Source organism: Micrococcus sp. 63XJN7_8_ISO-PGPR-S23-253, from assembly GCF_056173425.1.
In genome coordinates this window covers 2,054,471-2,074,291 of sequence record NZ_CM149673.1, presented here as the reverse complement: position 1 = coordinate 2,074,291, position 19,821 = coordinate 2,054,471, and the positions used below count along the sequence as shown (strand labels likewise).

At 74.4% G+C, this 19,821-nt stretch carries 14 protein-coding genes and 2 tRNA genes; 7 read left to right on the top strand and 9 right to left on the bottom strand.

Annotated features, from left to right (window positions below; translation table 11 throughout):
* Positions 1–11: 11 nt before the first annotated feature.
* From AC0VX4_RS09515 to AC0VX4_RS09505, 3 genes are all read right to left on the bottom strand, one after another.
* Complete coding sequence (locus tag AC0VX4_RS09515) at positions 12–545, bottom strand: VOC family protein (RefSeq protein ID WP_475464305.1); 534 nt, start codon at positions 543–545, stop codon at positions 12–14.
* 137 nt (positions 546–682) lie between these two features.
* Positions 683–5,737, bottom strand: a complete 5,055-nt coding sequence (locus tag AC0VX4_RS09510) for an ATP-dependent helicase (protein ID WP_475464304.1) — start codon at positions 5,735–5,737, stop codon at positions 683–685.
* Positions 5,734–6,192: a 23S rRNA (pseudouridine(1915)-N(3))-methyltransferase RlmH gene (locus tag AC0VX4_RS09505; protein ID WP_174232859.1), complete on the bottom strand. Its 459-nt coding sequence runs from the start codon at positions 6,190–6,192 to the stop codon at positions 5,734–5,736. The genes AC0VX4_RS09510 and AC0VX4_RS09505 overlap by 4 nt, the downstream gene beginning before the upstream one ends.
* A 105-nt stretch (positions 6,193–6,297) precedes the next feature.
* Between AC0VX4_RS09505 and AC0VX4_RS09500 the strand changes: the two genes are divergently transcribed.
* Entirely contained in the window at positions 6,298–7,386 is a 1,089-nt protein-coding gene (locus AC0VX4_RS09500) for a CocE/NonD family hydrolase (RefSeq protein ID WP_475464303.1), read from the top strand.
* A 66-nt stretch (positions 7,387–7,452) separates the two neighbouring features.
* On the opposite strand, the gene AC0VX4_RS09495 is transcribed toward AC0VX4_RS09500, so the two are convergent.
* A tRNA-Ser gene (locus AC0VX4_RS09495) sits at positions 7,453–7,543 on the bottom strand.
* 74 nt (positions 7,544–7,617) lie between these two features.
* Entirely contained in the window at positions 7,618–8,124 is a 507-nt protein-coding gene (locus AC0VX4_RS09490; protein ID WP_036383689.1) for a nucleoside deaminase, read from the bottom strand.
* A gap of 83 nt (positions 8,125–8,207) precedes the next feature.
* On the opposite strand from AC0VX4_RS09490, the gene upp reads away from it, so the two are divergent.
* The 3 genes from upp to AC0VX4_RS09475 all read left to right on the top strand — a co-directional run bounded on the left by upp (position 8,208) and on the right by AC0VX4_RS09475 (position 10,701).
* On the top strand, positions 8,208–8,843 hold the full coding sequence (gene upp / locus AC0VX4_RS09485) for a uracil phosphoribosyltransferase (RefSeq protein WP_073117232.1): 636 nt from the start codon (positions 8,208–8,210) through the stop codon (positions 8,841–8,843).
* Between the two features lie 474 nt (positions 8,844–9,317).
* On the top strand, positions 9,318–10,106 hold the full coding sequence (locus AC0VX4_RS09480) for a winged helix-turn-helix domain-containing protein (RefSeq protein ID WP_002854132.1): 789 nt from the start codon (positions 9,318–9,320) through the stop codon (positions 10,104–10,106).
* A 70-nt stretch (positions 10,107–10,176) separates the two neighbouring features.
* Entirely contained in the window at positions 10,177–10,701 is a 525-nt protein-coding gene (locus AC0VX4_RS09475) for a SixA phosphatase family protein (RefSeq protein WP_002854135.1), read from the top strand.
* An 89-nt stretch (positions 10,702–10,790) separates the two neighbouring features.
* Here AC0VX4_RS09475 and AC0VX4_RS09470 read toward each other — a convergent pair.
* Positions 10,791–10,864: transfer RNA gene (locus AC0VX4_RS09470), tRNA-Arg, on the bottom strand.
* 244 nt (positions 10,865–11,108) lie between these two features.
* Here AC0VX4_RS09470 and AC0VX4_RS09465 point away from each other — a divergent pair.
* The gene (locus tag AC0VX4_RS09465) at positions 11,109–12,953 is read left to right on the top strand and encodes a phosphoenolpyruvate carboxykinase (GTP) (RefSeq protein ID WP_475464302.1); all 1,845 of its coding nucleotides are present in this window, start codon (positions 11,109–11,111) and stop codon (positions 12,951–12,953) included.
* A 68-nt stretch (positions 12,954–13,021) separates the two neighbouring features.
* Here the strand turns inward: AC0VX4_RS09465 and AC0VX4_RS09460 are convergent, their stop codons facing one another.
* The gene (locus tag AC0VX4_RS09460) at positions 13,022–14,212 is read right to left on the bottom strand and encodes a globin domain-containing protein (RefSeq protein ID WP_475464301.1); all 1,191 of its coding nucleotides are present in this window, start codon (positions 14,210–14,212) and stop codon (positions 13,022–13,024) included.
* Between the two features lie 94 nt (positions 14,213–14,306).
* Positions 14,307–14,765 carry an RrF2 family transcriptional regulator gene (locus AC0VX4_RS09455; RefSeq protein ID WP_095695320.1) on the bottom strand — a complete coding sequence of 153 codons (459 nt, stop codon included), beginning with the start codon at positions 14,763–14,765 and terminating at the stop codon, positions 14,307–14,309.
* Between the two features lie 71 nt (positions 14,766–14,836).
* Between AC0VX4_RS09455 and AC0VX4_RS09450 the strand changes: the two genes are divergently transcribed.
* Positions 14,837–17,032, top strand: coding sequence for a RecQ family ATP-dependent DNA helicase (locus AC0VX4_RS09450; RefSeq protein ID WP_475464300.1), 2,196 nt, complete (start codon positions 14,837–14,839; stop codon positions 17,030–17,032).
* Between the two features lie 10 nt (positions 17,033–17,042).
* Here AC0VX4_RS09450 and AC0VX4_RS09445 read toward each other — a convergent pair whose 3' ends face one another.
* Positions 17,043–18,518 carry a phosphomannomutase/phosphoglucomutase gene (locus AC0VX4_RS09445; protein WP_060775566.1) on the bottom strand — a complete coding sequence of 492 codons (1,476 nt, stop codon included), beginning with the start codon at positions 18,516–18,518 and terminating at the stop codon, positions 17,043–17,045.
* Between the two features lie 141 nt (positions 18,519–18,659).
* Here AC0VX4_RS09445 and AC0VX4_RS09440 point away from each other — a divergent pair, with 141 nt between their 5' ends.
* The gene (locus AC0VX4_RS09440; protein ID WP_260840804.1) at positions 18,660–19,811 is read left to right on the top strand and encodes an MFS transporter; all 1,152 of its coding nucleotides are present in this window, start codon (positions 18,660–18,662) and stop codon (positions 19,809–19,811) included.
* Positions 19,812–19,821 lie beyond the last annotated feature (10 nt).

The window sequence follows — 19,821 nt, the reverse complement described above, 5'->3', positions numbered from 1 at the left end:
CCGTCACCGGCTCAGGCCGCGTTGAGCTGCCAGGTCACGCCGAAGCGGTCCCCGACCCACGCGAAGCGGCGGGAGAAGCCGTAGTCGTCGGGCGGCATGTAGTCCCGGCCGCCGCCGGCGAGGAGCGCGTCGTGGATCGCGTCCACCGCGGTGGCGTCCGGCAGCTCGACGAACAGGCTGATGGCCGGGGTGAACGTGAACCCGTGCGGGGTGAAGGAGTCGAAGAACCGCAGCCGCTGGCCGGCGATCTCGAGCTCGCCGTGCAGGACCTTGCCCGCCCATGCGGCGCCGCGCGGGGAGGAGTCGTCGAAGAGGTCGCGGCGGACCTCGGTGACCGGCAGGTGCTCCACGAACGCGGTCAGGTAGGCGTCCATGGCCGCACCGGCGTCACCCTCGAACATGAGGAACGGGGTGACGGAGGGGTCCGAGGGGTGCGGCAGGGAGTCCTCGAGGGCCTCGGGGGCGGGGGACGTGCCCGTGGGGGCGGGGGACGTGCCCGTGGGGGCGGTGCCCACGTCCTCGGGCGGGGCGGCGTCGATGCTCATGGGCCGAACCTACCCCCGGGCCCCGCCTCCGCGACAGGGCCACCCTGGGCAACGCGGGTTGAGTTGTCGCGGGTGTTCGACGGCGGGACCCGCGACAACTCAACCCGCGTTGCGGACGGACGGACGGACACGGGCTCTCAGTTCCGGAACCGGATGCCCGACGGGCTCGAGTAGAACCCCGCGGCCAGCAGCGCCTCGGCCAGCGGCGTGCCGAGGACGGGCCCGCCGTTGACCTTCTCCAGGCTCAGCCGCTCGGTCCGGCCGGTGCGCAATGCCCACACGAGCGCCTCCGCTGCGGCCCGCAGCTCGCCCGGCTCCTCCGTGAACGCGAGCAGCGTGCGCCCGCCGCGCTCCATGTAGAGGGCCAGCCGCCCCGCGATCAGCACGACGACGGCGCCCGCCTTCCGGCCCGGGCGGTGGCCCGTGGGCACGACGCCGTCCGGCCCGGCCGGCACGGACGGCCAGTCCAGCGCGGCGCCGTAGGGGTTCGCCGGATCCGTCGCGGCCAGGGCGAGGGCGAGCGGGGCGGCGTCGACGGCGGCGTCCTCCTCGTCCCGCTGGAACCCGCGCAGCCGATCCACGACGGCGCCGGTGGAGAACTGCGCGCCGCCCAGCCCGTCGACGAAGTGGCCGCGGCGCACCTGGCCCGCGTCCTCCATCCGGGTGAGCAGACGGTACTGCCCTGCGAACCCGCCGGGGACCTCCTCGGCCACCACGGAGCCGCGCGTGATCACGCCATACCGGTCCAGCAGCAGCTCGGCGGTGGCGTGGGCGCGGATCGTGGGGTCCTGCTCGGCGGCCGGCAGCAAGGACCAGCGGCCGGCCGAGCGGGCCTGCTCGGCGGCCGAGAGCCCGACGGTCCCCGCCGTGAGGCCGGCCGAGCCCCGGGCGCCGTCCTCGGGCGAGGTGAGCCCCGCGTACCGGCCACGCCCGCGCACCCCGGCCAGCCGCCCGCCGAGCCCGCGCCCGGCCGCCGCCCCCGCGGCTCCGCCCGTCCGCGCGGTGCGGGCCCGCGGGCTCTGCCGGCCGGTGCGGTGCGCGGTCTTGCCGAGCGAGAGCAGGCCGCGGACGGGGGCGAACGTGTCGTTGCCGACCCGGCCGTCCCACACCAGGCCCCACAGCGCGCCCAGCACCGCGGGTCCGCGGGCCAGGTCGGCCGGGTCGCGGTGCGGGTCGGGCCCGACCGCCCCGCCCGCAGCCCCCGTGCCGCCGTCGCCGGCCGCCGCCTGCACCGCCCGCACCCGCTCCACGAGCTGGGGGAAGAACCAGGCCCCGCCGCCGGCGAGCACCTCGAGCACGGCCGCGCGCAGGGCGGCGTCGGCCGGCGTCTCCTCGGCGGGCTCGGGCAGGCGCAGCGTGAGGTCCACGGCGTCGGCGGGGTGCAGCGCCACCCAGCCGTCGTTGCCGGTGGCCTCCCCGACGCCCGACCACACGTACTCGCCCGTGGCCAGCAGCTCGTCGAGCAGGGCGGGGGCGTAGTCCCGCACGCGGGCGGGCAGCACGAGGGACTCCCACGCGCTCGCGGGCAGGGGCGTGCCGGCCAGCTGGTCCAGGACGGTGGCCACCCCGTCCACGCCCTCGAGCGTGGCCGGCGGCCGCCAGGCCCCGTCGCGCCCCGTCCGCGGCCGCAGGTGCTGCCAGTCGGCGAGGAACCGGGCGTAGGCGGCCTGGTCCACCGGCTCGACCTCGGCGCGCAGCGCGGCGAGGGAGCGCATGCGGATCCGCCGCAGCACCTCGGCGTCGCACCACTCGGCGTCCAGGCCGGCGGCTCCGGGGGTGCCCTCCGGCCGGAACGCGCCCGTGCTCACGCGGCGCTCGGTGGCCAGGCGCTGCAGCACCGAGAGCACGACGGCGCCCCCCAGCCCCAGCGCGGCCCCCGCCTCGGCGGCGGTGAAGGGGCCGTGGGTGCGGGCGTAGCGGCCCACGAGGTCCCCGAGCGGGTCGTCAACCGGGTCGAGGAACGCGGTGGGCACCCCGTGCGGGATCGGCGTGCCGAGCGCGTCCCGCAGGCGGGCGGCGTCCTCGACGGCGGCGAACCGCTCGACCCCGTCCTGGCGCAGGCGGAACGCGCGGCCGGCGCGCTCGAGCTCCGCCAGCATCCCGGCGACGGCGTCCTCGTCCGCGGCCTCCTCCGCCTCCCCCTCGGGGCGTGTGCGCCGCGCGGCCTCCGCCGCGGACATCGGTCCCAGCAGGCGCAGCAGGTCCGCCACGCCCTCGACCCCGCGGGCGCGCCGGTCGGGCGCGAGCCGCTGCAGCTGGGCCTCGACCTCCGCGATGACCTCGGCGTCGAGCAGCTCGCGCAGCTCCTCCGTGCCCAGCAGCTCGGACAGCAGTGCCGGGTCGAGGGAGAGCGCGGCGGCGCGGCGCTCGGCCAGCGGGGAGTCGCCCTCGTAGATGAACTGGGCGATGTAGCCGAACAGGATGGACTGGCTGAACGGCGAGGGCGCCGTCGTCGTGACCTCCACGAGCCGGACGGCCCGCGAGGCCACCCGCCCCGCGAGCTCCTTGAGCGCCGGGAGGTCGTAGACGTCCTGGAGCACCTCGCGCACGGTCTCCAGGATCACGGGGAACCGCGGGTGCTTCCGCGCCACGTCCAGCAGCTGCGCGGAGCGCTGCCGCTGCTGCCACAGGGGGGTCCGTCGCCCGGGATCACGGCGCGGCAGCAGCAGGGACCGGGCCGCGTTCTCCCGGAACCGGGCCGCGAACAGCGCAGACCCGCCGACCTCCGCCGTGACGATCTCGTCCAGCTCCTCGGCCGTGAACTCGAACAGCTCCGCGCCCGGTGGCTCCGCGTCCATCAGCGGGATGCGCAGCACGATCCCGTCGTCGGCGGCCATCGCCGCGCCCGAGCCGGTCTCCAGCCCGTACCGCTGCGCCAGCCGCGCCCCCACTGCGAGCGCCCACGGGGCGTGCACCGCCATGCCGTAGGGGGAGTGCAGCACCACGCGCCAGTCGCCGAGCTCGTCCGTGAACCGCTCCACCACGAGCGTCTGCTCGGTGGGCAGCACCCCGGTGGCCTCACGCTGGTCCTTCAGGTAGGCCAGCAGGTTGTCCTGCGCCCACGGGTCCAGGCCCGCGGCCCCCAGGCGGGTGCGGCCGGCCTCGGGGTCCGCGTCCAGCTCGCGGCGGAAGCGCCCGACGGCGTCGCCCAGCTCCGCCGGCCGGCCTGCGGCGTCGCCCCGCCAGAACGGGAGCTTGCCGGGCTGCCCGTAGGCGGGCAGCACCAGGACGCGGTCCGCGGTGATGTCCACGATGCGCCAGCTCGTGGCGCCCAGCAGGATGACGTCCCCCACGCGGGATTCGTAGACCATCTCCTCGTCGAGCTCGCCGACCCGGCGTCCGCCGGAGCGGGCCGAGCCCGCGGACGCGGTGCCCGCGGACTCGGCGGTGTCCCCGGCCGCCGCGCCGCCGGGGGTGCCGTCCGCGCCGCCGTCGGAGGCCAGGAACACCCCGAACAGGCCGCGGTCCGGGATGGTGCCGCCCGAGGTGACCGCGAGGCGCTGGGCGCCGGGGCGGGCGGCGAGCGTGCCGTTCTCCCGGTCCCACAGGATGCGCGGGCGCAGCTCGGCGAACTCGTCCGAGGGGTAGCGGCCGGCCAGCAGGTCGAGCACGGACTCGTAGGCGGAGAACGGCAGCGTGGCGAAAGGCGCGGACCGGCGCACGAGGTCGAACCACTCCTGGGCGTCCAGGTCCGCGACGGCGACGGCGGCCACGGTCTGCTGGGCGAGGATGTCCAGCGGGTTGGCGGGGATCCGCAGCGACTCGATGCGCCCGGCCGTCATGCGCTCGGCCACGACGGCGGTGTCCACGAGGTCGCCCCGGTGCTTGGGGAAGAACACGCCGCGGGAGACCTCGCCCACCTGGTGGCCGGCGCGGCCCACGCGCTGCAGACCGGAGGCCACCGAGGGCGGCGACTCCACCTGGATCACCTGGTCCACCGCGCCCATGTCGATGCCCAGCTCGAGCGAGCTCGTGGCCACGACGCAGCGGATCTGGCCGGTCTTCAGCGCCTCCTCCACGATGGCGCGCTGCTCCTTGGACACGGAGCCGTGGTGGGCGCGGGCGAAGTCGGAGACGGTGCCCGATCCGGTGCCGGCCTGCCCGGCCACCTGGGCGGGGCCGTGGAAGCCGGTCGGATCCGGCGTGCGGAAGCCCGGGACGGCGTCCGGGTGCTCGGCTGCGGCGGCGGCCTCGGCGCGGGCCTCCCAGATCTCGTTGAGCCGACCGGTGAGGCGCTCGGCCAGGCGGCGCGAGTTGGCGAACACGAGCGTGGAGCGCCGCTCGGCCACCAGGTCCACGATCCGCTCCTCGACGTGCGGCCAGATGGACCCGCCCGGCACCGCGCCCTCGTCGCCGAGCCCGCCCGTCGAGGAGCCGGGCCCCATGTCGTGGGCCGCGGCGGGGGAGGAGAGGTCCGTCAGGTCCGGCACCGGCACCGTGACCGTCAGGTCCCAGCGCTTGGCCGAGGCGGGCCGCACCACCGTCACCGGCTGCGTGCCGCCGAGGAACCGGGCCACCTCGGCGGCCGGCTCGACCGTGGCGGACAGGCCGATCCGCTGCACCGGCGTGTCCAGCAGGGCGTCCAGGCGCTCGAGGGAGACGGCCAGGTGGGCGCCGCGCTTGGTCCCGGCCACGGCGTGCACCTCGTCCACGATCACCGTGCGGACCCCGGCCAGCGCCGTGCGGGCCTGCGAGGTGAGCATGAGGTACAGCGACTCGGGCGTGGTGATGAGGATGTCCGGCGGATCCTGCTGCAGGCGCCGCCGCTCGGCCGCCGGGGTGTCCCCGGAGCGCACACCCACCCGCACGCGTGGCACGGGCCTGCCCTGGTGCGCGGCGGTCTGCGTGATGCCCACCAGCGGGGCCCGCAGGTTCCGCTCCACGTCCACGCCGAGCGCCTTCAGCGGCGAGACGTAGAGGACGCGGGTGGCCGCCGTCCCCTCGGCGGCAGGCTCGCGCACGAACGAGTCGAGCGCCCAGAGGAAGGAGGAGAGGGTCTTGCCCGAGCCGGTCGGCGCGATCACCAGCGCGTGCCGCCCCGAGGAGATCGCGTCCCACGCGCCGAGCTGGGCCGGCGTCGGGGCCTCGAACGCGCCCGTGAACCAGGCGCGCGTGGGCTCGGTGAACCGGCCCAGGACGACGTCGGCCGCGGGCGTGGCCGAGCCCGCTGCGGTCTCCGCGGGCCCGCTCATGCGTGGTGGTACGGTCGGCCGGCGGAGATCTCCTGGGCTCGGTAGACCTGCTCCGCCAGGATCAGCCGCACGAGCTGGTGCGGGAAGACGAGCGGGGACAGGGACCAGACGCGGTCCGCGCGGGCGTGGACCCGGGCGTCCACCCCGTACGCGCCTCCGATCACCATCGTCACCGGGGCGCCGACGTCGAACCGGCTCTGCAGGTGCCGCGCCAGACCCGGCGAGTCGAACGCCGTCCCCCGCTCGTCCAGCAGGATCAGGTGCTCGTCCGCGCCGACCGCGCCCAGGATCCGGTCCGACTCCTCCGTGCGCGCCGCCTCCTCCTGCCGCGCGGAGTGCGGCAGCAGACGCCACGAGAGGTCGTAGGGCTTCTTGAGGCGACGCTCGTAGCGGTCGATCCCGTCGACGACCCACGCCTCATGCTTCTTGCCGATGGCTAGCACCCGAACAGACATGGCCCCATGATCGCACCGGCCGCGGACACGGTACGGGGGTCGGCCCCCGCCGCTCGGTTACGCTCGCCGGGGCGGGGTGCCTGGCTCCGCACCGGAAGGGGGCCCATGACGTCGGCGACACGGTCCGCGCGGGTGTCCCGCCGCGCCGCGCTCGGCCTCGGGGTCGGCGCCCTCGCGGTGGGCGGGGTGGCCGTCGTCGCCGACCTGGCCGGCGCGCCCGCCGGGCCGCTGGGCGCCAACGCGACGGCCCTGTACGGCATGCGCAGCTCCACCGGCCACACGTACGCGGCCCTGCCCGGGCGCGCCGGACGCATCGACGTGTACCGGCCGCCGGGCCAGGGCCCGTTCCCGGTCCTCGTGTGGAACGCGGGCTCCGGCTGGCGCAGCGATCGCGGCTACAGCGACGGCGCCGACGTCGCCCGCGGCCTGGTCCCGCACGGCTACGCCGTCGCCGCGTTCTCGGTGCGCAGCTCCAAGCAGGGCACGTTCCCTGCCCAGGTGGAGGACGCGACGGCGGCGGTCCGCTGGGTGCGACGCAACGCCCCGGGCCTGCAGCTGGACGCGGGGCGGGTGGCGGTGGCCGGCTCGTCATCGGGCGGCTGGAACGCACTCATGGCCGGCCTCACGGGCGGGCAGGACCTGGACCGGGAGCAGGTGCCGCCGCCCGGCCGGGAGGTGCCCGACGGCGGCCACGCGATCCCGGAGGAGGACCGCGTCCAGGCGATCGTGGACTTCTTCGGCCCCACGGACTTCCTGACGATGAACCGTCAGATGCTCCCGGGCGCGTGCGCGGACTACAACCGCGCGAACCGGCTCGAGCACTGCCACCTCGACGACCGCAGCACCAAGTCGGACATGCTGGGGGTGCCGGTCCTGGCCTCGGGCGGCCTGACCCGGCTGGCCTCGCCGATCACACACGTGCGCCCGGACTCGCCGCCCCTGCTGGTCGTCCACGGGCGCAAGGACGTCACGGTCCCGTGGGGGCAGAGCCTCGAGCTGTACCGGGCCGCCGAGGCCGCCGGACTGCGCACCGCGTTCTACTCGGTGGCCGAGGGCGGCCACGACCTGGGCATGATGACCGCGAAGACCCGCAGCGCGGAGGTGCTCCGCACCGGTGTGCCGGCCAGCGCCGTGCACGCCACCATCTCGTGGTCCGCGGTGGCCTCGTTCCTGGACGCCGTCCTGCCTCGCTGAGCCGGCGGCCGGACCCGCCCCGGCATGGCGAAAGCCCGGGAACACGAGGCTCCCGGGCTTCACATCTGGCGGTGACGGTGGGATTTGAACCCACGGTACGGGGTTACCGTACACAGCATTTCGAGTGCTGCACCTTCGGCCGCTCGGACACGTCACCAGACCAGGACACCCTACCCGAGCCGTGGCGGCGCGCCCAAACCGGTCGCCCGCCGTCGTCGGGCACGGGCGCGTTCAGTCGCGCTGTGCCGCGAAGAACCCCCGCAGCAGCGCCGCGCTCTCCTCGGCGCGGACGCCGGCGCGGACCTGCACCCGGTGGTTGAAGCGGGGGTCGCGGACCACATCCAGCACCGAGCCGCACGCGCCCGCCTTCGGGTCCCACGCCCCGAACACGACGCGCGGGATGCGGGCCAGCAGCAGCGCGCCGGCGCACATGGGGCAGGGTTCGAGGGTCACCACGAGGGTGCAGTCCGTCAGGCGCCAGCCGTCGCCCGCTCCGGCGGCGGCCCGCAGCTCCGCGCCGCGGCGCAGCGCGAGGACCTCGGCGTGGGCGGTGGGATCGTGGTGCTGCTCGCGCTCGTTCCCGACGACGGCCAGGACGGTCCCGTCGCCGGCCACGAGCGCGGCGCCGATCGGCACGTCGCCGGCCGCTCCGGCCGCGCGGGCGGCCCGGAGTGCCAGGCCCATCCACGCGTGCTCCTGCTCGGCCGTGGGCGCGGGGGAGGGGACGGGGGCGGACACGCGGCCAGCCTAGCGGCGGTGTCGGCGCCCCCGCGGGCGCGGGGACGGGCGGAGGGGCGCGCGTGGGCGGTACCGTGGGCGCCATGCGCGTCCACATCGTCGACCACCCGCTCGTGGCCCACAAGCTCAGCGTCCTGCGGGACAAGAAGACCCCGTCCATGATCTTCCGGCAGCTCACGGAGGAGTTCGTGATGCTGCTCGCCTACGAGGCGACGCGCGACGTGGCCATGGAGGAGGTGCGGATCGAGACCCCGGTGACCGAGACCACCGGCTTCCGGCTGGCCCGCCCGCGTCCGCTGGTCGTGCCGATCCTGCGCGCGGGGCTCGGGATGCTGGAGGGGATGACCAAGATGGCGCCGTCCGCCGAGGTCGGGTTCCTCGGCATGGCCCGCAATGAGGAGACGCTGGACATCGTCACCTACGCGGAGCGGCTGCCGGCCGACCTGTCCGGGCGTCACGTGTTCGTCCTGGACCCCATGCTGGCCACGGGCGGCACGCTGATCGAGGCCATCCGCTTCCTCTACCAGCGCGGCGCGGCGCGGGTCACATGCCTCTGCCTGCTCGGAGCGCCCGAGGGCATCGAGCGGTTGGAGGCCTCGCTGGGCGACGTCGAGGTGGACCTGTACCTGGCCGCCGTCGACGAGCGCCTGGACGAGCGGTCCTACATCGTCCCCGGCCTCGGCGACGCCGGCGACCGGCTCTACGGTCTGGCGGAATGACCTGAACGGACCTCCGCGTCCGCCACGAGACGGCCACGGCCCCCGCCCCCACACGGCGGGGGCCGTGGCCGTCTCGCGGGAGCGTCTCCGGCGGGGACGTCAAGCGGAGCCGCGAATGTGTCGTCCATCTAGTGGACGTCGCGGCCCGCTGTGACCCGTCATCACGGCGTCACATGGCAAACCTGGAAGTCGCCTGCATAAATATTCCGCATACTCACTCGTCCTGTGGCGCACCCTGCCCTGTCGAACAATGAAAGAGTTATGCGGGCGAGCCGAGCGGCCGCGCAACGCTATTCCGATCCGCGAATAGTGATGTTGAGCACATTCAGGACTCGTTCTCTCAAATAGTGAGACAAAACCGCGAACGTTACTTGCCAGTCTCCTCGGTGACGTCACATTCTTGTCATGTGACGCCTCGTCCGCCGCACCGACCGAGCGGTGGAGGGGCCATGAGCCGAAAGAGGAGTGGTGGCCATGGGTCAGTCCGCCGGATACGTGCACATCTCCGTCCGCAATGCGCAGCGCCGGGCCGACGGCATGTCCCGCCGAGGCCAGGCCCGCGCAGGCCTGCGCCTGGCCGGTGGCACCGACGCCCCCGACTCCCAGACGGCGCCGACGCCGGTCCTGGCGCCGAACGGCATTCCGGGCCCCCAGGCGGTGGCCCGGGAGAACGAGGCGCGTGGGTTCGTCATCTACGTGGGCATGGACGAGCTGGCCGCCTCGGCCGCCGGCACCTCCCTCACGCGGCTGGCCAACGAGCTGCGCCACTACGTGGAGTCCCTCGTCCCCGGCGCGGAGTCGCACGCCGCCGTCGCCCTGGCCCCCGCCGGCGCGGAGGGCCGCGACCTCGAGGTCGTGCGCCAGGTGCTCGGCGATCCGACCGTGCAGGGCAGCACCCGTCCCGACCTGGCGCAGGCACCGGCCCCCGTGTCCACGCGCCAGCCCGGTGTGCTGATCGACCTGTCCCGGCGCGAGGTGCAGCTGGACGGCGAGTCGCTGAATCTCACCTTCAAGGAGTTCGAGCTCCTGAACTACCTCGTGGAGAACGGCGAGCGCACCGTCGGCCGCGAGGAGCTGCTCGACGCCCTGTGGCGCAACGCCGACGAGGTGCCCAACGAGCGCACCATCGACGTGCACATCCGCCGACTGCGCGCCAAGCTCGGGCGTCTCGCGAACACCGTGCGCACCGTGCGCGGCCAGGGCTACCGCTTCTACCGCCACCCCGAGGTGGTCGTGTGGGCGGCGCCGGAGTACAGCATCTGACCCGCGCCCGCCCGTGTCCGACGACGGCCCCCGCTCACCCGAGCGGGGGCCGTCGCCGTAGCCTGGCCGCATGAGCACCGCCGACGCGAAGACCCTGATCGTCCTCCGGCACGCCAAGGCCGGCTGGCCCGACGCGGCCGACGACCACGCCCGCCCGCTCGCCGAGCGGGGCCACGCCCAGGCGCCCGCCGCCGGTGACTGGCTCCGCGAGCACGACCTCGTCCCGGACGCCGTCGTGTGCTCCGATGCGCTGCGCACCCGTCAGACGTGCGTGTGGGTGTGCGAGCGCCTGGGCGAGCTGGCGCCCACGCCCTACCTGGACCCGCGGCTGTACGGCGCCGACGCGGCGCGGGCCCTGGCCGTCGTCAACGAGACGGAGGAGACCACGCGACGGCTGCTGGTGGTGGGCCACATGCCGTGGGTGCAGGAGCTGGGCATGCGGCTGATGAGCCTGGACTCGGACCAGGACGCGGCGCTGCGCATGAGCGAGCACTACCCGACGCTCGGGATGCAGGTGTTCCGGGTGGAGAAGCCGTGGGCCGAGCTCGACGGCCGCGACGCCGCCCTGACGCACTTCGTGGTGCCGGGGCGCTGACCTCCGCGGCGGCGCGCGTGGGCGCGTGGCGGAGGAGCGCGCCGACATGACGAAGGCCCCGCTCCTGCAGGAGCGGGGCCTTCCGATCGTGCGCCCAAAGGGATTCGAACCCCTGACCTTCTGTTCCGTAGACAGACGCTCTATCCAGCTGAGCTATGGGCGCATCATCCGATCCGCCGGAGCGGCTCGAACTCGTAGAACACTACAGGACCTCGCTGACGAAGTGCAAATCGGCGGTCTGCGGTGGTCTGCGGCGGGGGTGTGGCGGAGGCGCGGTCATGATAGCCGCGCTCGGGTACCATGGCAGGACCGTGCGGCCACAACGATGTGGTGCGCGCTTCGGCGGTGCACGCATCGGAGTGGACGGGACGGAACGGCCCCGGACCCCAATGGGAGGACTCTCGACCATGGCTGACAACGCCACCACCTCGTTCGCGGATCGCGCCCTGGCGGACGCGCCCACGGACTACGCCCAGCTGCGCGAGTGGGTCGCCCAGATCGCAGAGCTGACGCAGCCGGACTCCGTCCAGTGGGTCGACGGCTCCGAGGAGGAGCGCGACCGCCTCACGGACGAGCTCGTGGCGGCGGGCACCCTGACCCGCCTGGCCGAGGACAAGTTCCCCCACTCCTTCGCCGCGTTCTCCGATCCCGCCGACGTCGCCCGCGTGGAGGACCGCACCTTCATCTGCTCCGAGAAGGAGGAGGACGCCGGCTTCACCAACAACTGGATGGACCCGGCGAAGATGCACGGCATCCTCGACGACGCGTTCACCGGCGCCATGCGCGGCCGCACCATGTACGTGATCCCGTTCGTGATGGGCCACCTCGACGCCGAGGACCCGAAGTACGGCGTGGAGATCACCGACTCCGCCTACGTGGTCCTGTCGATGCGCATCATGGCCCGCATCGGCCAGGACGTGCTGGACAAGATGTCCCGCGAGCAGGCCTTCTACGTGCCGGCCGTGCACTCCGTGGGCGCCCCGCTGGAGCCGGGCCAGGAGGACGTGCCGTGGCCGTGCAACGAGACCAAGTGGATCGTGCACTTCCCCGAGGAGCGCTCCATCTGGTCCTTCGGCTCCGGCTACGGCGGCAACGCCCTGCTCGGCAAGAAGTGCTACGCGCTGCGCATCGCCTCCGTGATGGCCCGGGACGAGGCCTGGCTCGCCGAGCACATGCTGATCCTCAAGCTGACCAACCCCGAGGGCCGGTCCTACCACATCACCGGCGCCTTCCCGTCGGCCTGCGGGAAGACCAACCTCGCCCTCATCGACCCCACGATCGAGGGCTGGAAGGCCGAGACCCTGGGCGACGACATCACCTGGATCCGCGCCGGCAAGGACGGCGAGTTCCGCGTGATCAACCCGGAGACCGGCTACTTCGGCGTCGCCCCCGGCACCGGGTGGTCCACCAACCCGAACGCCATGCGCGCGATCTCCAAGGGCAACTCCATCTTCACCAACGTCGCCCTCACCGACGACGGCGGCGTGTGGTGGGAGGGCATGACGGACGAGGTCCCCGAGCACCTCACCGACTGGCGCGGCAACGACTGGACGCCCGAGTCCGGCACCCCGGCCGCCCACCCGAACTCCCGGTTCTGCACGCCCATCGAGCAGACGGACATGCTGGCCGACGAGTACCGCGACCCGCGGGGCGTGAAGCTGGACGCCATCCTGTTCGGCGGCCGCCGCAAGACCACCGTGCCGCTGGTGACCGAGGCCTTCGACTGGGAGGACGGCATCCTCAAGGGCGCCACCCTCTCCTCGGAGACCACCGCGGCCGCCGCCGGCGCCGTGGGCGTCGTGCGCCGCGACCCGATGGCCATGCTGCCGTTCCTCGGCTACGACGCCGGCGACTACCTGGCCCACTGGGTCAGGGAGTCCGGCAAGGCCGACCCGGAGAAGCTGCCGCGCATCTACCTGGTCAACTGGTTCCGCCGCAACCGCGACGGCGGCTTCGCCTGGCCCGGCTTCGGCGAGAACTCCCGCGTCCTGAAGTGGATCGTGGAGCGCCTCGAGGGCAAGGCCGAGGCCGAGGAGACCCCGATCGGCCTCGTGCCGGCCGCGGGCTCGCTCGACCTGTCCGGCATCGAGGTGTCGGCCGAGGACCTCGAGGACGCCCTCAAGGTCGACGCCGCGGAGTGGGCCGAGGAGAACGAGCAGATCGAGCAGTGGCTCGGCCGGTTCGGCGAGTCCCTGCCCCAGGCCATCCGCGACCGCTTCGAGGCGCAGAAGGCCCGGTTCGCCCAGGCCTGAGCCCCGCCGCACGCGGAACGGCCCGCACCCCGTGAGGGGTGCGGGCCGTTCCGCGTTCCAGGGCCGGATCAGGCGGCGAGCCAGAGGTCCGGGCCGAAGATCTCGTAGCGGATGGACCTCGCGGGCACGCCGGCGTCGATCAGCTTCGAGCGGGTGGACTGCATGAACGCGAGCGGGCCGCACAGGATGTAGTGCCCGTCGCGGGGCAGTTCGACGTCGTCGAAGTGCATCACACCCTCGACGGTCGTGACGCCCTCGGGGTCCTGTTCGGGTCGCACCCCGAGGAAGAGGCGGGCGTCGCCGTGCGGCAGCGCCGCCAGGGACTCCGCCACCTGTTCCCGCAGGGCCACGGCCTCCCAGGACGCGTCGCCGTGGAAGAGGAGGACCTGGCGGTCCGAGCCCTGCCGGGCGAGGGCGTCCAGGATCGCCGCGGCCGGGGTGATGCCGATGCCGGCGGTCGCCAGGACCAGGGGAGCGGTGGAGTCCTCGTCCTCGAGGGTGATGTCGCCGTAGGGGTTGGACAGCTCGATGACGTCGCCGACCTCCACGTTCTGGATGAGCACGGGCGAGACCTCGCCGCCCTCGTCCAGCTTCACGGTGATGACGCGCTCGGTGGCGGACCCGGCCTTCTCGGAGAGGGAGTACTGGCGGCACTGGCGCAGGCCGTCCTCGACCTTCAGTCGTACGGACACGTAGCCGCCGGCCTTGCCGCGGGTTTGCGGGGTGTCGTCGGCCGGCTCGAAGCGGAAGGTGACGGCCGCGTTGCCGGTGGGCTCCTTCGCGACGACCTTCCAGTCCGTCCACATCCTGTCGTTGGCCTGCTGGGCGTAGAGGCCCTTCTCGATCTTGATGAGGGCGTCGGCCATGAGCCAGTAGACCTCGGTCCAGGCGTCGGCCACCGCGGGGGTGACGGCGTCGCCGAGCACCTCGCCGATGGCCCAGAAGAGGTTCTCGTAGACGATCGGGTACTGCTCCTCGACGATGCCGAGCGCGGTGTGCTTGTGGGCGATGCGGGAGAGGACCGCCTCGGGGAGCGTGTCCGGGTGCTCGAGCAGGTGGACGGCGAAGTGCACGATGGATCCGGCCAGGGCCTGGGCCTGCTCGCCGTTGCGCTGGTTGGCGCGGGAGAAGACGCCGTCGAGGAGCTCGGGGTGGGCCTCGAACATGTGGGCGTAGAACAGGGGCGTGATCTCCGGCATGTGCTCGGCGACGACGGCGGCCGTGGCCTCGATGACGGGGTGGGACTTCTCGGACAGCACGGGAGTCTCCGTCTCCTCGGTGGCGAATCTTGCGCTGCCTTTGCCAGATTACACCCGGCCGTCGCCGTCGGGAACTCGCCCCCGGGCCGTTCCCTCAGTGCGCCACGGGGATCTCCGGCAGGCCCAGCAGCACGGGCCCGCCGACAGGCCCGGCGCTCACCAGATCCCGGATCCGCACGGTGTCGAGCTCGGCGAGGAAGGCCTCGCGTGCGCGGTGCAGGGCGCCGCGCAGGCGGCAGTCGCCGGCGTAGGGGCACGCCACCCCGGAGTCGCGCCCGGCGCAGTCGATCACCTCGTCGCGGCTGCTCAGCGTGCGCACGAGCTCGCCCACACGCTGGTCCAGACCGGCCGCGGCGATCATGGCCCCGCCGTGCCGACCGCGCAGCACCTCGATGGTCCCGCGGCGACGCAGCTCGGCGACCGCCTTGATCACGTGGTTGTAGGGCACCTGGATCCGGTCCGCGATCTGCTGACTGGTGAGCCGTTCCCCCTCGGCCGCCGCGAGCGTCATCAGCACACGCAGGCAGACGTCGGTGTAGGCGCTCAGCTTCATCCCGCCATCATCCCACCGGTGCACGGCGCCGCCGCGCCTGCGGTGTCCGGGCCGGTTGGCATACTGACGCCATGGACGCCACCTCGCACCCCGACGCCGGCCCCCGCCTCCCCGAGACCTCCGCGCCGGGGGGCGACGCCGCGCTGCACGAGGAGGCCCTGGCCGTCCTGCGTCGGCTCGTGGACCGGCCGGACGCGCGATTCAAGGACGGGCAGTTCGAAGCGATCGACGCGCTCGTGGCCCACCGCCGCCGCGCCCTGGTGGTGCAGCGCACCGGCTGGGGCAAGTCCGCCGTGTACTTCGTGGCCTCCCTCCTGCTGCGCGCCCGCGGCGCGGGGCCCACGCTGATCGTCTCCCCGCTGCTCGCGCTCATGCGGGACCAGGTCGCGGCCGCCGCCCGGGCGGGCGTGCGCGCGGTGTCCGTGAGCTCGGCGAACGCCACGGAGTGGGACGAGGTCCGCGCCCGGCTCGCGGCGGACGAGGTGGACGTGCTGCTGATCTCGCCCGAGCGCCTCACGAACCCCCGGTTCCGGGACGAGCAGCTGCCGGACCTCGTGGCGCGCATGGGCCTGCTCGTGGTGGACGAGGCCCACTGCATCTCCGACTGGGGGCACGACTTCCGGCCGGACTACCGCCGCATCCGGGACCTGATCGGGCTGCTGCCCGCCGAGGGGCCGCGCGCGGTGCCCGTGCTGGCCACCACCGCCACGGCCAACGCCCGTGTGGTGGCGGACGTGGTGGAGCAGCTCGGCGTCGCCTCCGAGCAGGACGTGTTCGTGCTCCGCGGCCCCCTGGCCCGCGCCTCGCTGCGCCTGGGCGTGCTGCGCATGCCCAGCCCGGCCGCGCGCCTGGCCTGGCTCCTCGACCACCTCGGGGACCTGCCGGGCTCCGGGATCGTCTACGCCCTCACCGTCTCCGCCGCCGAGGACACGGCGCGCGCCCTGCGCGAGGCGGGGCACGAGGTGGTCGCCTACACGGGCCGCACGGACCCGGAGCGTCGCGCCGAGATCGAGGAGGACCTCAAGGCCAACCGGGTGAAGGCCGTCGTGGCCACCTCGGCGCTCGGCATGGGCTTCGACAAGCCGGATCTGACGTTCGTGGTGCACCTCGGTGCGCCGGGCTCCCCCGTGGCGTACTACCAGCAGGTCGGCCGCGCCGGCCGCGGGACGGACCACGCGGACGTGCTCCTGCTGCCCGGGCCCGAGGACCGTCGCATCTGGGAGTACTTCGCCACCGCCTCCATGCCGGACGAGGAGCAGGCGCGCGCCGTGCTGGGGGCGCTCGCGGACCACGGCGGGGCCCTCTCCGTGGCGGCGCTCGAGCCGGCCGTGCGGATCAAGCGCACCTCCCTGGAGCTGCTGCTCAAGGTCCTCGCCGTGGACGGGGCGGTCGAGCGGGTGGGCGGCGGCTGGCGCGCCACCGGGCGGGAGTGGACGTACGGCGCCGAGCGGTACGCCCGCGTGGCCGAGGCCCGCCGGGCCGAGGAGCGGCTCATGCTCGACTACCAGACCACGGACCGGTGCCGCATGGAGTTCCTGGCCCGCACCCTGGACGACCCCACTGCCGCGCCGTGCGGCCGCTGCGACGTCTGCGCCGGCCCCTGGTACCCGACGGGTTCGGACGGGGCGGCGCGTGAGCGCGCGGAGGCCGCCCTGCGCCGCACCGGTGTGCCGATCGAGCCCCGTCGCATGTGGCCTTCGGGCATGGACCGGCTGGGCGTGCCCGTCAAGGGGCGCATCGCGTCCGAGTCGCAGGCCGAGGAGGGCCGCGCGCTCGCCCGCCTGACGGACCTCGGGTGGGGCACCGTCCTGCGGGACCTGCTGGACCGGGAGGACGCCCCGGTGCCGGAGGAGGTCCTGCGGGGCGCCGTCGACGTCCTGGCCGGCTGGGGGTGGCGGACGCGGCCGATCGCCGTCGTCGCGATGCCCTCGCGCACCCGCCCGCAGCTGGTGGGGTCGTTCGCCGAGGGGATCGCCCGGATCGGCCGGCTGCCGTTCCTCGGTTCGCTCGAGCACGCGCGCGGCGGCCCCACGGCCGGGCCGGGCGGCAACAGCGCCTACCGGCTCGGGTCCGTGTACGGCCGGTTCGCCGTCCCCGAGGCGATGGCGCAGATGCTGCGCACCGCCCCGGACGCCGGCCGGCACGGCCCCGTGCTGCTCGTCGACGACCTCGTCGACTCGCGGTGGTCGCTCGCCGAGGCCGCGCGGGTGCTGCGCGAGGCCGGCGCGCAGGGGGTGCTGCCGCTCGCCCTCGCCCAGGCCGGATGAGCCGCCGCGGTCAGCGCTCCGCGCGGACGATCGCCAGCACGGCGTCGCGGAGCGCCTCCATGGTGCCGGCCGTGCGGGCCTCGCCGTTGTAGCGCAGGAACGGCTCCGTGTTGGACGGGCGCAGGTTGAACCACCACGTGCCGTCCTGGGCGGCGACCGTGGTGCCGTCCATGCGGGTCACCGTGGTGGCCACCCCGGCGAAGTCCTCGTGCACGGCCTGGCCCTCGCCGACGCCCTCGCCCACGGCGGGGGCGAACTGCGCCACCACCGCGGCCACGGCGGCGTCCTTGTCCTCGACCTGCGAGTTGATCTCTCCGGAGGCCACGTACGGCTCGTACTCCTCGGCCAGCTCGGACAGCGGCTGCTCCTGGCCGCCCAGGGCCGCCAGCACGTGCATGGCCGCCAGCATGCCGGTGTCCGCGTTGAAGAAGTCGCGGAAGTAGTAGTGCGCGGAGTGTTCGCCGCCGAACACGGCGGACTCGGCGGCCATGACCGCCTTGATGAAGGAGTGGCCCACGCGGGTCTCCACGGCCCGGCCCCCGTCGGCCGCCACGAGCTCGGGGACGGCGCGGGAGGTGATCAGGTTGTGGATGACCACGGGGGTCTGCTCGCCGTCGGCCTTCGCGCGGGCGATCTCGCGGCGGGCCACCAGGGCGGTGATCGCGGAGGGGGAGACCGGGGCGCCCTGCTCGTCGATCACGAAGCAGCGGTCGGCGTCGCCGTCGAAGGCCAGGCCGATGTCCGCGCCGTGCTCCACGACGGCGGCCTGCAGGTCCCGCAGGTTCTCCTGCTCCAGCGGGTTGGCCGGGTGGTTCGGGAAGGTGCCGTCCAGCTCGAAGTAGAGCGGCTCGATCTCCAGCGGCAGGGCGGCCAGCTCGGCGTCGCCGAGGACGGCCGGGGTGGTCTTGCCCGCCATGCCGTTGCCCGCGTCCACCACGACCTTCAGGCGGCGCACCCCCGTCAGGTCCACGAGCGAGCGCAGGTACGCGGCGTAGCCGGGGAGGATGTCCTCCTCCGTCACGGTGCCGACCGTCTCGGCGGCGGGGATCTCACCGGCGTCGAGGTAGGCCTGGGCCGCGTCGCGGATCTCGAACAGCCCGGTGTCCGAGGAGACCGGCACGGCGCCGGCCTGGGCCATCTTCATGCCGTTGTACTCGGCCGGGTTGTGCGAGGCGGTGAACACCACGCCCGCGGCCTGCTTCACGCCCGCCGCGTAGTAGAGCATGTCCGTGGAGATCAGCCCCAGGGTGACGACGTCGGCGCCGCGGCGCGTGGCGCCCTCGGCGAAGGCCGTCATGAACGCGGGCGAGGAGGGGCGCATGTCCCCGCCGACCAGCACGGTCTGACCGGCCAGGCCCAGCACGTCCACGAAGGCCGCGCCCACCGCGCGGACGCTCTCCGCCGTGATGGACTCGCCCACGATGCCGCGGACGTCGTACGCCTTGAAGGAATCGTGCAGGTCGAGGGAGGGGGTCGAGGTAGTCACTCGACCGATCGTAGTGGACAGCCTGGATACAGTGATGGCGTGCCCCCGACCACTTCGCCCCCGCCCGCGGGGCCCCCGGCCGTTCCGCCGTCGGGTCCCGCGCCGGCCGCCCCCGGGGAGCCCGCGTACCGCAGGCTGCTGATCGGGCTGTTCCTGGCCGGGGTGGCCACGTTCGCCCAGCTCTACTCCCCGCAGGGCCTGCTGCCGCTGGTCAGCGACGACCTGGGCGTTCCTGCGGACCGCGCCGCCCTGCTCGTCTCTGCCGGCACGCTCGGCCTCGCCCTGTCGGTGGTGCCGTGGTCCGTGGCCGGGGACCGATGGGGCCGCCGACGCGCCATGGTGGTCTCGATGGTCTCCGCCAGCGCGTGCGCGCTCGCGGGCGTCCTCGCGCCCACGTTCGAGGCCATGCTCGGCCTGCGCCTGCTCGAGGGCATGGCGCACGGGGGCGTCGCGGGACTCGCCGTGGCACTGCTGGCGGAGGAGGTGGCCCCGCACGCGGTCGCGGCGGCCGCCGGCACCTACATCGCCGGCACCACCCTCGGCGGGCTCTCCGGCCGGCTCCTCGCCCTGCCCGTCGCGGAGGCGTCCTCGTGGCGCGGCGGGATGCTGGCCGTCACCGTGGTCGGGCTGCTGTGCACGGTCGGCTTCCTGGCGATCACGCCGCGTGCCCGGCGTTTCACGCCGTCGCCCACCTCCCCGGCGACGCTCGTGCGCATCGTGCGCGGTCACCTGCGCTCGCCGGAGCTCGTCGCCGTCTACCTGCAGGGGGCGCTGCTGATGGGCGGGTTCGTGGCGCTGTACAACTTCGTGGGGTACCGCCTGCTCGACCCGCCGTTCTCTTGGACGCCGACGGCGGCCGGCCTCGTCTTCCTCGCCTATCTCGCGGGCACGTGGTCGTCGCCGCGCGCGGGCTGGCTGGCCGCGCGGGTGGGCCGGCTGCCCGTCCTGGCCGGCGCGACGGCGGCCATGGCCGCGGGCGTCGCCCTCACGTTGGTCCCGCATCCGGCGGTGCTGGTGCCCGCCCTCGTGCTCGTGACGGGCGCGTTCTTCGCCGCCCACGCCGTGGCCTCCGCGTGGTCCGGGACGGCCGCCCCCACGGGCCGCGCCCAGTCGACCTCCCTGTACAACTTCGCGTACTACGCCGGCTCGAGCCTCTTCGGCTGGCTGGGCGGCGTGTTCCACGAGTCCCACGGGTGGCCGGGGACGGTGCTGATGGTCCTGGCCCTGGTGCTGACCGCCCTGGCGAGCGCCGTCGTCGTGCTGCGCGGGCGCGGGACGGCCCCGGCGCGCTGAGCCGGGGCCG